The organism is Sulfitobacter noctilucicola (assembly GCF_000622385.1).
GTDB classification, from domain to species: Bacteria; Pseudomonadota; Alphaproteobacteria; order Rhodobacterales; family Rhodobacteraceae; genus Sulfitobacter; species Sulfitobacter noctilucicola.
This window is the reverse complement of sequence record NZ_JASD01000008.1, coordinates 1,434,315-1,447,087: the sequence shown is the minus strand read 5'-3', so window position 1 is coordinate 1,447,087 and position 12,773 is coordinate 1,434,315. Positions and strand designations below refer to the sequence as shown.

12 protein-coding genes are annotated in these 12,773 nt (G+C 54.5%); 4 read left to right on the top strand and 8 right to left on the bottom strand.

The genetic code is table 11. The features are described 5' to 3' along the window. The first annotated feature begins 21 nt into the window (after window positions 1-21). Complete coding sequence (locus Z946_RS0110820; RefSeq protein WP_025055754.1) at window positions 22-207, top strand: PLDc N-terminal domain-containing protein; 186 nt, start codon at window positions 22-24, stop codon at window positions 205-207. A 145-nt stretch (window positions 208-352) separates the two neighbouring features. Next, complete coding sequence (locus Z946_RS0110815; protein WP_025055753.1) at window positions 353-1,024, top strand: hypothetical protein; 672 nt, start codon at window positions 353-355, stop codon at window positions 1,022-1,024. Window positions 1,025-1,080: 56 nt separating this feature from the next. Here Z946_RS0110815 and Z946_RS0110810 read toward each other — a convergent pair whose 3' ends face one another. The 3 genes from Z946_RS0110810 to Z946_RS0110800 form a co-directional block, all read right to left on the bottom strand. After that, the gene (locus tag Z946_RS0110810) at window positions 1,081-3,369 is read right to left on the bottom strand and encodes a glycosyl hydrolase family 28-related protein (RefSeq protein WP_025055752.1); all 2,289 of its coding nucleotides are present in this window, start codon (window positions 3,367-3,369) and stop codon (window positions 1,081-1,083) included. A gap of 218 nt (window positions 3,370-3,587) precedes the next feature. Next, entirely contained in the window at window positions 3,588-4,001 is a 414-nt protein-coding gene (locus tag Z946_RS0110805; RefSeq protein ID WP_025055751.1) for a DUF4864 domain-containing protein, read from the bottom strand. Window positions 4,002-4,061: 60 nt separating this feature from the next. Then, window positions 4,062-5,642, bottom strand: coding sequence for a lysine--tRNA ligase (locus Z946_RS0110800; protein ID WP_025055750.1), 1,581 nt, complete (start codon window positions 5,640-5,642; stop codon window positions 4,062-4,064). A 121-nt stretch (window positions 5,643-5,763) separates the two neighbouring features. Here Z946_RS0110800 and Z946_RS0110795 point away from each other — a divergent pair, with 121 nt between their 5' ends. Beyond that, window positions 5,764-6,186 (top strand): tellurite resistance TerB family protein, encoded by a 423-nt coding sequence (locus Z946_RS0110795; RefSeq protein ID WP_025055749.1) that lies wholly within the window; start codon window positions 5,764-5,766, stop codon window positions 6,184-6,186. A 9-nt stretch (window positions 6,187-6,195) separates the two neighbouring features. Here Z946_RS0110795 and dacB read toward each other — a convergent pair whose 3' ends face one another. After that, window positions 6,196-7,698 (bottom strand): D-alanyl-D-alanine carboxypeptidase/D-alanyl-D-alanine endopeptidase, encoded by a 1,503-nt coding sequence (gene dacB, locus Z946_RS0110790; protein WP_025055748.1) that lies wholly within the window; start codon window positions 7,696-7,698, stop codon window positions 6,196-6,198. Window positions 7,699-7,785: 87 nt separating this feature from the next. Here dacB and Z946_RS0110785 point away from each other — a divergent pair, with 87 nt between their 5' ends. Continuing rightward, window positions 7,786-8,610, top strand: a complete 825-nt coding sequence (locus tag Z946_RS0110785; RefSeq protein WP_025055747.1) for a DMT family transporter — start codon at window positions 7,786-7,788, stop codon at window positions 8,608-8,610. Here Z946_RS0110785 and Z946_RS0110780 read toward each other — a convergent pair. From Z946_RS0110780 to Z946_RS0110765, 4 genes are all read right to left on the bottom strand, one after another. Next, the gene (locus Z946_RS0110780) at window positions 8,593-9,204 is read right to left on the bottom strand and encodes a nicotinate-nucleotide adenylyltransferase (protein ID WP_025055746.1); all 612 of its coding nucleotides are present in this window, start codon (window positions 9,202-9,204) and stop codon (window positions 8,593-8,595) included. The genes Z946_RS0110785 and Z946_RS0110780 overlap by 18 nt on opposite strands. A gap of 66 nt (window positions 9,205-9,270) precedes the next feature. Next, window positions 9,271-10,788: an alanine/glycine:cation symporter family protein gene (locus tag Z946_RS0110775; RefSeq protein ID WP_241461366.1), complete on the bottom strand. Its 1,518-nt coding sequence runs from the start codon at window positions 10,786-10,788 to the stop codon at window positions 9,271-9,273. Window positions 10,789-10,835: 47 nt separating this feature from the next. Then, window positions 10,836-11,276 (bottom strand): universal stress protein, encoded by a 441-nt coding sequence (locus Z946_RS0110770; protein ID WP_025055744.1) that lies wholly within the window; start codon window positions 11,274-11,276, stop codon window positions 10,836-10,838. Window positions 11,277-11,708: 432 nt separating this feature from the next. After that, a complete protein-coding gene (locus Z946_RS0110765; RefSeq protein ID WP_241461325.1) occupies window positions 11,709-12,758 on the bottom strand; it encodes a PAS domain-containing protein in 1,050 nt (349 codons plus the stop codon). Window positions 12,759-12,773: the final 15 nt, after the last annotated feature.

Sequence of the window (12,773 nt, the reverse complement as noted above, 5' to 3'; positions counted from 1 at the left end):
AACACATGAAGGAGACACACAATGGAATATGGTATTCTCGGCCTCATCATCCTGATCGCCAACATCTATGCGATCTATCAGGTAATCACCTCAGGCGCATCCGGTCTGGCAAAGATCATCTGGACCGTAGCGATCCTCGTACTGCCCGTACTTGGCCTGATTGCATGGTTGATCGCTGGCCCACGTGGCGGCACCGTGCGCGTATAACCGCAATCCGAAACTAAATTTCTGGGTCCGGCAATTGTTTGCCGGACCCTTTTTTGTGCGGCACTTCTATCACAGCCCTGAATTACCCTTAGGTTGCATTTTGAATTTCGCAACACCCTATGGTAATAAATCTCGTGGAGGTGCCATGCGTTTTGGTTGGGTGTTAATTTTGGCGGTCTGGATGATGTCGGTATCTACTGCATCGGCAGGAGCATGGTTGCGCGAAGAGGCAACAGGCTTCGTTTCTCTCAGCTTCGGTGCCACGCAGTTTTCCGAAACAACAAACGGCCTTTACCTCGAATATGGCGTGTCGCCAAAAACGACGGTTGGGCTTGATATCAGCACGTTTACCAATAGCCAAAATGTCAGAAACGGCTTCGGAAATCTCTTCCTGCGCCGCGCATTAGGACCGTCTGATAAACCCTCCAAGTTTTCATATGAAATTGGCATCGGCGGTTTATGGGGCAACGAAATGCAACGCCCCACCCTAAAATCAGGGCTTTCATGGGGTCGTGGCTTTCAGGTGAAGGACCGCAACGGCTGGGTGAATATTGATGGCGCGTTCGTTTATGAGCCCACTTTGGGCGAACACATTACAAAGCTCGACGGCACACTGGGTATCGGCTTCTCGCAGCTCACGACCGGCTTGTTCGAAGTGAACATATCCCACCAGAATGAAGAACTTTACGGAGCCTTCGAGCCATCCGTGCTCTTCAAACCTGCAAAAAGCCTCTTCCAAATCAAAGTCGGCGCGCAGATCCCCTTTGAGGAACAGAAGAAAACAGCGCTCAAGCTGGGGATTTGGCATAACTTCTGATCCAAACAACTTCGGGCCAGATGCTTTCCATCCGGCCCGCTTCTGCTCCCCAGCCGCTAGCGGTTGTCCATCCGGATCGAGGTCTGCACCTTACCTTTCACATCGGTCGGCCAGACCACCTGTATCTGGTTACGGTTACCGCCTCGCGCAGTGTCGACGTATGGCATATCGTACTGGCGGACGTTGTTATCGTTCCGAATTGGGCCAAGCGCCAAAACTGAATCCACAGTGACCGCTTCGCCCTGAAACGGCAGCACATCTGCTGCGCTGATCGTCCATGCGTCAGATACTGTCGACTGCGTATAGTTGATCTGTGCTGGATTTGAGACCTGTATCGAAACCCCCAAATAGGAATTACCTTCAAAGGTCACATTACGACACCGAGACATATCAAGGTCTGCAAAACTGGTATCCACCCGCTCAACCCGGTCAATGAATCCGTTCAGACTACGAAAGCGGTTACCAGTGACAGACACCCCATTCAGGAAATGGCCTGATCCGTGCGGCTTCACAATGAAGTAGCTGAACCAGGGTGCCACATCACCGGACAAGAACATATTGTCCGTGATGCTCAATGCCGAGAACGAAAACCCGGAGGTGAAGCCCGGACTTGGGTCATGTTCGTTCGTCCATTCAATTGAACAGTTATCGATGTAGTTGTTTGAAATCACTGTACCGACACTCTGGCTCGCCAGTACAATGCCCGCAGACCGGACACCATTCACAACGCCATCCCCTTGAAAGAAGTGGTTGTTGGTAAACTGGTTGTTGGATCCACCTAATACACAGAAATGGCGGAAGCGGGTCGCGCGATTGTCCCTGACCTTCAGATCATTCGTATTCGAGTTAAACCCGATTGAACGACGTGCTGGAACATCAAGGGAATCCTCCGCTGAAAGGAACTGGCAACGGTCAATCAGCATGCCCTGACACCCGGTCCCAACCGACGAAACACCGCGGTCGGCAGGTCGGCTGATAAAGCAATCGCGAAGGTGGAACGTAATCCCGCCACGTGCAAGCAAGACGCCAGAACAACGGTCGTTGCACTGCAACTCGATATCGGCCAGCACAAACTTGCTCAGGGCATTGAAGCCACTGAAATCAATCAGGTATTTGAACTTGCGGAAAGTGAAATTCTGCCGTCCTTCTGCATCATAAAGCGGCCGGCTAAGCGTAATCTCCTGACGGGCCAGATCCTTGTCACGGACATAGACCTCACGCCCGACACCCGTACCCTCTACCAACGCCCCGATCGGGATACTCGCGATGTTGTTTACCGATGTCAGGGTACGTGAATCGCTGGCAGAATAAGTAGCGGCAGAGGAATATACATCCGTGTTCCATGCCGCACTCGCGGCGGCCTCCAACTGACCATTCCGGATCACGCGGCGCGTGGCATAAGACACCGTTCCAGGAACTGCTGATTGCATATCCAACGGCTCAGTGATGTTGATTTTGCGCCCGCCCATATCGAGGGAGTCGTGATCGGCGTTGTTCAACAGCGCCTGAAATGCCTTCTTGAAAGCGACCTCCTCGTTTTCGAACGCCTCGATATAAGTCGGAAGGTCGAAATTGCGCCGCAACAGCAGAACCGCATTATCCGGCATGCTGACGCGCCCTTCAAACTTTACGGGTGTGTCGATGGTAACGTCATTGGCAAGGCGGAAGTTGCCAGCGGGTACAAAAACTGTCCGCCCATTCGCAGCTGCATTCGCCGCCTCAAAGGCTGCAGAGTTGTCGGTGTTCCCATTGCCGATGGCACCATAATCAGTGACATCCACAATCGAAATCATATCTCGCAAAAAAACTGATGTGATGTCCTCGATCTGGATATCATCCACCCGAATGATACCGCCGTTCGGACCGACCAGATCGATACCGAAATGACCATAGACAGGCTCGGTCCCCCAAACCATATCTACACCACCACGACCTCCCGTCCCGATGATCGCGCTGATCTCGACAACGTCGCCGTAGCTTTGCAAGGTTGTGAAAGTCGAGAATTCGTTCAGGCCACCCACACGTGTTCCGTTCCCTCGCGCGGGATAACCCCCGATCCGTACCGAAGGCAAGTTGCCACTGATCGCCTTCACCCGCACCGAAACACGCAGATAACATCCGGGCAGCAAGGGCGTTTGACCCATATACCGGAGCTTCTGGGTATTTTGCGTCTTAAGCAACTCCAACGATCCGGCAAAATCCTGATCCGCTGCTACAAAAAGCGCATTGGTTGCATTTTCATAGGTGTCTGAACCCGGCGTGCCATCCCCGCTTGACCAGACATCCAGACCATTCGCAAAAGGTGTTGGCATCAGCACCAAGCCGTCGGTAATTGCCTTGTTCATTGATAATCCCTTTCTGCGCAAGCACGGCGACATGCGGTCACCGATTTGCGTTTGATTGCCTGTGATCCCGACGCATGCCGGTTCAGAGACAGGGAAATATCAATCATCCGTTAAGCTTGGCTAAGACGACCGTGCGCAACCCGTCGCAACACCACGAGTTTCACTTATCCGATTATCCCAGCAGGAGCAGCCGGACTTCTCAGCTTAGATCTGTAGGTCTAGGCATTCACGCCCGGTGCATCCAGAATTTGCACTCCACCGATACGCCATCCGGCTTCGGTCTCCTGCATCCGGTACAGCAGAACATGCATAAAACCTTTCTGGTCCGTAATCTGCACCTTCTGCCACATCGAACCTTGATGCTCTTTCAGTTCAAGATACCGAACTTCCGCAGGTCGCCAGACCATAGGATATCCGCCGGTCACCATCCGCTCAAAGTTCTGCGGCGACTGGAACAGTTGCTGCAATGTCGGCGTCGCGTAAGTGAACGCCCGCTCAAAATCATCTGCCTTAAATGCTTCAAGCTGGCTGTTGATCGTGCCTTCGATCTCGGATTGTTGCCCTGCGGCACCAAATGCCACAAGAACGGTCAGAACCGCCCCGCCCAGCACGCTCATAAACCTCTTCCACATGACAAAACTCCCCTGCTGCGTTGACCTATGGTAAATCACGACAGCAGCAGGGCAAGAGTTTCACGCCGCCAGAAGTTTACCCGCCAACGCGTCGTCGATCAGTTCAACTGTCTCATCCACACCGTAAAGGGCGATAAAGCCACCGAAACGCGGACCCTGGCTTGCACCCAACAAGACTTCGTACAGCGCAGTAAACCAATCGCGCAGCGGGTCAAAACGCTCTTTGCCGACGGCGAACACCATTGTCTGCAAGGCTTCTGCGTCCAGCCCGCCATCCCACGACTTCAGGTTTTCGCGCAACTCTTCCAGCGCCTCCCGCTCCAGATCAGTTGGGGCACGGAACACTTTATGAGGTTTAACAAAGTCATTGTAATACCGCACCGCATGACCGGCAGCGGCATCCATACCGGGATTTTTCTCCGCCGATGCTTCGGGTGCATACCGCTGAATGAACCCCCACAGCTTCGACTTGTCCTCGGCGCTCGACACAGATGCAAGGTTCAGCAACATCGAGAAAGGCACAACCATATCACTCACCGGCACATCACCACCGTGAATGTGCCATACTGGGTTATTCAGTCGCCCCTTTGCATCCTGATCCACGTAAGCGCGCAACTGTTGATGATACTCGTCGACCGCCTTCGGGATTACATCAAAATGCATCCGCTTGGCAGTCTTTGGTTTGAGATACATAAAGTACGACAGGCTCTCGGTGCTGGCATAGGTCAGCCATTGGTCAATTGAAATGCCGTTGCCGGAAGACTTTGAAATCTTCTGGCCGTTCTCGTCCAAGAACAACTCATAGCTGAAGTGGTTCGGTTTCTTACCGCCCAAAATCTCGCAGATGCGGTCATAGATCGCCGTATTCGTCGCGTGTTCCTTGCCGTACATTTCGAAATCAACATCCAGCGCAGCCCAGCGCGCGCCGAAATCGGGCTTCCACTGCAATTTCACATTGCCGCCCGTTACAGGAAGCGTCCATTCCTTGCCGTCTTCATCATCAAACGTAACGGTATGGTTCACCGCATCTACGTTTTTCATCGGCACGTACAATACACGCCCCGTTTCGGGATGGATTGGCAGGAAAATCGAATACGTCTGCTGGCGCTCTTCGCGCAAAGACTTCAGCATCACAGCCATTACCTGATCGTAGCGTTCGCAGGCGAGCTTCAAAATCTCGTCAAAATGACCTGCACGATAGAACTCGCGTGCGGAATAGAACTCGTATTCAAATCCGAACGTATCAAGGAAACGCCGCAACATCGCATTGTTGTGATGTCCGAAGCTCTCGAATTCGCCAAACGGATCCGGCACAGACGTCAGCGGTTTATGCATATGCTCCGCCAACATTTCCTGTTGAGGCACGTTGCCGGGAACCTTGCGCATTCCGTCCAGATCGTCGGAAAAGCAAATGAGTTTTGTGGGGATATCGCTGATCTCTTCAAAGGCCCGCTGAATCATCGTCGTCCGCAAAACCTCGCCAAACGTCCCGATATGCGGCAGGCCGGACGGACCATAGCCCGTTTCGAACAAAACAAATCCCTTTTCCGGCGGGGCTTTCGCATAGCGTTTGAGCACCGCGCGCGCTTCTTCAAAGGGCCACGCCTTGCTGCTCATCGCTGCATCCCGCATCTCAGACATTTGCATCATCCATTTTTCGCCGATTCCGCGCCCCATGCGCGCCAGCCGAACGTCTTCCTATTGCGTCCCCTCTTGGGCGTCAATAATCTGCGCCCTTCATTGACCTCCCAAAGGACATGCCATGTCAGACGCTTCTTCGCTCGCGCTTAGCGCCCAGGATTGCCTTGTTGCCCTTATGGTCGCGGTGTCGGCCTCAGACGAAGACATCCGCACCGCTGAGTTGATTAAAATACAGTCAGCTGTAAATATGCTTCCGATCTTCGTTGATTATGACAATGACCGGCTCAGCACGATCAGCAAAACAGTCTTTGATCTGTTCGAGCAGGAAGACGGTCTGGATGCGCTTTTTGGTCTGATCCGCGAAGGTCTGCCGGAAAGGCTCTACGAGACAGCATATGCGCTCGCCTGCGACGTCGCAGCGGCAGATGGCACTCTCGAAGAGGCCGAGCTCCGCCTGCTCGAAGAAATACGCTATGAGTTGGAAATCGACCGCTTGCATGCTGCCGCAATTGAACGCGGAGCGCGCGCACGCCACTTAAGCTAAGATCAGGCGTCAGGTCTTAACACGCCCGTACAGCGCATCCCAACGCTCGATCAATCCCTGCTGGACCCGCTTTGCCCGCTTATTCCATGTGCGGGCACCCGGCGGGCCTTCGCGCTCGGCCCGGCTGATCTTCGCCCGCGCATTTGCGTCGGCAGCGAAAATAGCAAAGGCCATCTCCCGACCGTCTTGCGCGGTAATATACCCCGCCAATGAGGACACAAAATTCAGCGTGCCAGTCTTTGCATCTACTGCAACAGCCTGATCCTTGATCGGTTTGCCTTTGGCATCCCTGAACCCGAAAGACTTCAGAATTGATCTGAAATCGGCATCCTTAACTGCAAGCAAAGCGCGGGTCATATCCGCCGCAGTCAGTGTGGAATTATCTCCAAGCCCTGAATGATCTACCAATGACGGTGCCTGCATACCCAGTGCGCCTCTTGCCCAACGGTTCATTTCTGCCGCCGATCCGGCCAGATCATCCACACTTCCCAAGCGTTTTCGGCTAGCGGCCAGTCCCACCATCTCCGCCGTAAGGTTTGTAGAAAAACGCAGCATGTCGCGCAGAACCTTGCGCAGATCGTCACTTTGCTGTCGCAAGACAACTTCGTGCTCCGGCAAGCTTTCGATCACCTCTGGCGAGCCTAGACGTATCCCATGCGATCCCGCCATGATCGCGAATATCTCACCTGCATAAAGCGCCGGTTTACGCACAGGCAACCAACGCGCCCCGCCGCCTCCCAAAGCACCTTTGGCAACTGTCCATTGGTCCCGTCCCGCCTGATCACGATAGGTGTATATAGGCGCGTTCCGGTCTTCGATGCGCATGTCGGCAAATCTGACGTCAGGCCGATGCTTCTTGGAACGCCCATCCATAGTGACTGAATATTTGCCGCTGGCCCGCCGCCATTCGAAATGCACACGGTTAAAGTTCATCGCGATACCGCTGACCGCCGGATTATATCCCACATGATCGGGCTGCGCGGGATCGATGCGGGCAACAAATGGCAAGCTGCCCTCGTACACCTTCAGCCCACCTTTGACAGAAGTGATACCACGAGCCTTCAGGTCAGCCGCAAGCTGCGCAACCTTATCTGTATCAAGGGTCGGATCACCGCCCCCGATCAACAAAATATCCCCCTGCACCTCTCCATCCTGAATGCCGCCTGTAACAGCGATCTGCGTCTCGAAACGATGCTCCGGACCCAGCGCCGCCAAAGCATAAAGCGCTGTTATCGCTTTGGTCACGCTGGCTGGGGGCGTCCCGATATGCTCGTTTTCGCACTCCAGCCACTTTCCGGATGCAACATCGGCCAAGGCAAATGCCACCCGTCCCGATAAATTCTGATCGCGAATGATCTCGGAAACTTCCGGAATCGTTTTCTTGAAAAAGTCATCTCCGCGAAGCACCGGACGCAAAGATGCCGCAGGCGGTGCCGCCATAGCCGCTTGTCCGACCGCGCTGATTGCCGCAACCGTGCCTAGAAAACTGCGTCTGGAAATCCGGTGTTTCATGGATTTTCTTAAACCGCACCCTGCGGTGCTCTTCAAGCGCCTTGCAATCACATTTGCATCCACGACAGCGCATGCTACGCAAACGGAATGCAACGTGCCGTTCTGATTATGTTTGTCGCCATGTCACTGATCCCTGCGGGCGACAGCGCTGGCAAGCTTATGACCGGCGGCATGAGCGTGGCTCCTGTCTTCGTCGCATGGTCGCGTTTTGCGCTCGGAACAGTGATGGTGCTGCCGTTTTTGTCCCCCGGCACACTGCGCCTTTTCCGCGACTGGCGGATCTGGCTGCGCGCGCTCATCCTTGCCTGTGGCATCACATCAATCCAGACTGCCCTGCAAACCGCTGATGTTGCGACTGTCTTTGCCGCTTTTTTTGTCGGGCCGCTGTTCTCTTATGTGCTTGCGGTAATGTTCCTGCGCGAACCCGTCACTCTCTTACGCTCGGTCCTCATCATCGCCGGCTTTGGCGGCGTGCTTCTGGTCGTGCGCCCGGGCATAGAAACAGAGCCTGGCGTCCTCTGGGCCGTGACTGCCGGTCTGTGTTACGGCGCTTTTCTAACCATGTCACGCTGGCTGACGGGTGTTGGTACACCGCTCGCGTTGACGTTCAGCCAACTCGCCATCAGTGCGCTTTTCCTACTGCCTTGGGGCGCATCACAAATGCCCGCCTTCACCGCACCGGTCGTGGCTTTGACAGTAGCATCCGCGTTTTGCTCGATGATGGGCAATCTATTGCTGCTTTATGCATACCGCATCGCCAACGCCACGCGCCTCGCTCCGTTGGTCTACTTCCAACTCATCGCCGCCGTGGGTCTGGGATGGAGCATCTTCGGCGACCTGCCCGACGGCTATACGTGGGCTGGCCTTGCCGTCATTCTAATCAGCGGAATTGCATCAACCCGATTGCGTTGACCAAGCGCCACTTGCCCTGATCGCGGTAGAGGATGTCTCGTTCATCGGCACATTCACGAAAGACCAAGCTGGCGCGGTTGCGTGCCCCAGCAACTGCCCGAACCGACCGGGAATACGGTAGGGCGCATAGAGCGCGGCAGCGCGGCTCATCCTTGCCGAAATTCTTTGCCCCGGACGGGCAAGAACGCCAATAGGCACCGTCTCCATAATCTGCCGCCAGTCTTGCCACAGATGGAATTGAGCCATGTTGTCGGCACCCATCAGCCAAACGAAACGAACATCAGGGTACATCCGGCGCAGCTTTTGCAGCGTCTGCGCGGTGTAGCGGGTGCCAAGATGGGCTTCGATGTCCGTGATATCCACCTTCGGGTGCCGCATCACAGCGGCTGCGCGCTCCAGGCGGTCCTCCAACGGCGCAGGACCACGAGATTTAAGCGGGTTTCCGGGACTGACCAGCCACCAGACACGGTCCAATCCGAAACGCTTCAGCGCTTCGCGGGTGATGTGCGCATGGCCTTCGTGCGCGGGATCAAACGATCCCCCCAACAAGCCGATAACCTGACCGCGCCCTGCATATGGAAACTGATAACGCAAAAGAAACGGCCCCCGAATTGCTTCAGGGGCCGAATGGAGGGGCTAAGCCTCCCTTTGTCAATTAGATCAGTGGTTGTGCTTGATGATTTCACCTGACTTGAGGCGTGCGAAATAGCTGTTCATCTCGCGCTTCACGATCGGCATCAGGAAGTACAACGCCGTGATGTTCACAACCGCCATGGCAAAAATCATCGCGTCGGAGAAGTCGATAACCGCGCCAAGCTGTGCCGCAGCACCAACGATGATGAAGAAGCAGAAGATCAGTTTGAACACCAGCTCCGTCGTTTTGCCTTCACCAAAGAGATAGGTCCACGCCTTCAGGCCATAGTAGGACCATGAAATCATGGTGGAGAATGCAAACAGGATGACCGCAATCGCCAGCAGGTACGGGAACCAGCTAAAACCGGTCGCGAAAGCTGCCGATGTGAGCGCAACACCGCTGGAGCCGTCAACAGTTTTGATCGCTGTGCCGGCTTCATTCAGGACAAATTGACCTGTCGCCGGATCCATAACCAGAACACCTGAAATAGTGATCACAAGAGCGGTCATCGTACAGATCACAACCGTATCAATGAACGGCTCAAGCAAGGAGACGACGCCCTCTGTCACCGGTTCTTTGGTTTTCACCGCAGCGTGCGCAATCGCAGCCGAGCCGACACCAGCCTCGTTTGAGAATGCCGCACGCTTGAAGCCTTGGATCAAAGCACCGACAAAACCGCCCGCAACGCCAAGACCGGTGAAGGCACCTGCAAAGATTTGACCAAAGGCCCAACCGATCTGGTCCGCGTTGACGATCAGAATAATCAATGCGGCCAGCACATAAAGGATACCCATGAAAGGCACGACCTTTTCAGTCACACTCGCGATGGATTTAATACCGCCAACGATTACTGCGAAAACCACCACGGCGAAAACGACGCCCGTAATCAGACCAGAAAAGTCACCGGTAATCTGCGTGATTTGCGCATGCGCCTGATTGGCCTGGAACATGTTGCCGCCACCCAGCGCTCCACCGATGGTGAAGATCGCAAAGATAATGGCCAGGACACGACCACCTGGCAGGCTACGCTCCTTGAACCCTTTGGTCATATAATACATCGGACCACCGGAGACCGTACCATCGGGGTATTCGTTGCGATACTTCACACCCAGCGTACATTCGGTGAACTTTGACGCCATGCCCAAAAGGCCCGCGACGATCATCCAGAACGTCGCCCCCGGACCACCGATGCCTACGGCCACCGCAACACCCGCGATATTACCAAGGCCCACGGTCCCCGAAAGCGCTGTTGTCAGAGCTTGGAAGTGGCTCACTTCGCCTGCATCTTCAGGATCGGAATAGTCCCCTTTTACAAGGCTGATGGCATGACCAAAGGCCTTGATCTGGATAAAACCGAAGTAAATCGTAAAGATCGACGCGGCGACAACCAGCCAAAGCACAATCCAAGGAAAGTTTGTGCCGGGCAGGTTCATAAAGATCAGATTGACGAACCATCCGGTCGAGCCTGCAAAAATATCGTTCACCCGCTGGTCAAAACTGACGGCTTCCTGAGCGTGCGCAAGTGACGGCAAACCGATTGCCATAGCGGTCCAACCGCCTGTGAATAGCTTTCTCATAATAACCCCCAGATCTACGGAATGATTGTGACGGGAACGCTGGCAGCTGCTGCCAACCGACCGGTCACACCGCCGAATACACGCTCTTTCAGACCGCGCACACCAACACGCCCCACGACAATCTGGGCGGCATCGTGTTTCTTGGCAACTGAATCGAGAATATCGGCCGCATCGCCGTGACGCACGATAGCCACGACATCGAAACCTTCTTCTTTCGCCTGCGAGACCGCCGGGTCCATAACCCGCTCGTGTGCAAGCGCTAGCTCCTCTTCGCGACGCTTATGGCGCTGCTCATTCTCTTCTTTTGTCTGGAATGAATAAGGCGACCATTCAATCACGTAGCAAATCGCGATTGAGCACTCTCCGATAACTTTGGCCTGACGTTTTGCAAAGTCCAGCGCACGCGCACCAGCCTCCGACCCGTCGAGACCCACAACGATGGTGGTTTTAGACATGAACTTATCCCTGTTTTCTGCGATGCGGTACATTTCGCTAATGCCGAAAAAACGCATCGCAGTGTGCATCCCTGTGTGCGGAAAATGCGTATTTCTCCACCGCAGGTTGGATAAAGGTTAACAGATTAACCAAATTCACTTTACCCTTTTTTGACCCAAGGGCAGTCCAATTCACCGTTTCTGCATGATATTGAAGCGAAAAAGATAAGGATGCGAGCTATCTGCAAAAACCGATATTCGCCAAGACTTGAGTCTTTCTCTGATGCAAGCAAGAGCTAGCGGCACACATGTGATGTTCCATACCTTTGCCTGAAAACTCAGGAATGGCACCCGAACCCAATATCTCTATTTGCCACCATATTAGCGATAGATCGCCATAACCCCCCTGAGAACAAAACAGAGACGAGACGCACGACTTCACTCTGCGTGCTCCTATTCGGATATATCTTTCTTATACGTACCGTCATCATCTCGCCGAAGCGCCAGTTCCGCGACCGACTGATGGCCAGCCTCAACCACACCTTCGATCTCCTGCGTGATCTGGCGTGCCTGATTGGAAAGGGCTCTGATTTCCATCGCGACAACGCCAAATCCACGCCCCATATCACCCGCCCTTGCTGCTTCGATAGACGCGTTGACAGACAATAGGTTCGTCTGTTGCGCGATGGTATTGATCGAATTTGTCATCTGTCCGATCTGGTTCAGCAATTCACGGATCAGTTCGAGGGTCTCTTCCGTCATGGCCTGTTGACCGGATACATCCGTCAGGACGGCTGCATATTTGCCCGCCCGTCCTTCCGCATCACTGAACCTTACCGAAAGCCTCGCATGCCCCAGAGTGCCGTCTTTTCTCACGACAGGGACCTGTCGGTTTACCTTCGTTCGTGCGGCGCCCCCCTTTCCCGCCCTGTCGATGAAACCGTCGAAGTCACCGTATTTTCGTGCAGGCACCAGCATCGTGACATGTTGCCCGATAACTTCTGCACGTCGAAATCCCCACAAATGCTCTGCCGCAGTGTTGAAACCGGTCACCAGATCATTGTCACTCACTTCAACGATAGCATCAGCGCTCTCTGATCGCAGACCTGCCAATACTTCACGGTTACCGCGCTGCTGGGAGGCATCGCGCAGAACAGCGAGGTAATTGGTCGGCCTTTGGTCGTTTGAAAACGCTGACAACCCAATCTCCGCCCAACCGGTGGATCCGTCCTTGCGCTCTATCTGCACCTCGCGAAGCGCCGGACCTCCAGACTGTGCCGCATTCAGCCAGCTGTCACGATCGGTCCGCAAATCACGCGGCAGCAGAATTCTCACATTCTGGCCCACCACGTCCTCGCGCCGGTATCCCCAAAGGCGTTCGGCGGCGGCGTTAAAAAACTGAATGTCTGATGCCGCGCCGATGATGACCACCGCATCGATCATCCCCTCCAGCATCGTGTGGAACATCGCATTGTCATGCTGCGCTACGGGCGTATCAAACATCTGGCTCTCCAATGA

What these genes read in the sequence shown, in the direction of transcription:
- Z946_RS0110820 (WP_025055754.1), top strand. Translation starts at nt 22, where the DNA reads ATGGAATATGGTATTCTCGGCCTCATCATCCTGATCGCCAACATCTAT.
- Z946_RS0110815 (WP_025055753.1), top strand. Translation starts at nt 353, where the DNA reads ATGCGTTTTGGTTGGGTGTTAATTTTGGCGGTCTGGATGATGTCGGTA.
- Z946_RS0110810 (WP_025055752.1), bottom strand. Translation starts at nt 3,369, where the DNA reads ATGAACAAGGCAATTACCGACGGCTTGGTGCTGATGCCAACACCTTTT.
- Z946_RS0110805 (WP_025055751.1), bottom strand. Translation starts at nt 4,001, where the DNA reads ATGTGGAAGAGGTTTATGAGCGTGCTGGGCGGGGCGGTTCTGACCGTT.
- Z946_RS0110800 (WP_025055750.1), bottom strand. Translation starts at nt 5,642, where the DNA reads ATGTCTGAGATGCGGGATGCAGCGATGAGCAGCAAGGCGTGGCCCTTT.
- Z946_RS0110795 (WP_025055749.1), top strand. Translation starts at nt 5,764, where the DNA reads ATGTCAGACGCTTCTTCGCTCGCGCTTAGCGCCCAGGATTGCCTTGTT.
- dacB (WP_025055748.1), bottom strand. Translation starts at nt 7,698, where the DNA reads ATGAAACACCGGATTTCCAGACGCAGTTTTCTAGGCACGGTTGCGGCA.
- Z946_RS0110785 (WP_025055747.1), top strand. Translation starts at nt 7,786, where the DNA reads ATGCAACGTGCCGTTCTGATTATGTTTGTCGCCATGTCACTGATCCCT.
- Z946_RS0110775 (WP_241461366.1), bottom strand. Translation starts at nt 10,788, where the DNA reads ATGGCAATCGGTTTGCCGTCACTTGCGCACGCTCAGGAAGCCGTCAGT.
- Z946_RS0110770 (WP_025055744.1), bottom strand. Translation starts at nt 11,276, where the DNA reads ATGTCTAAAACCACCATCGTTGTGGGTCTCGACGGGTCGGAGGCTGGT.
- Z946_RS0110765 (WP_241461325.1), bottom strand. Translation starts at nt 12,758, where the DNA reads ATGTTTGATACGCCCGTAGCGCAGCATGACAATGCGATGTTCCACACG.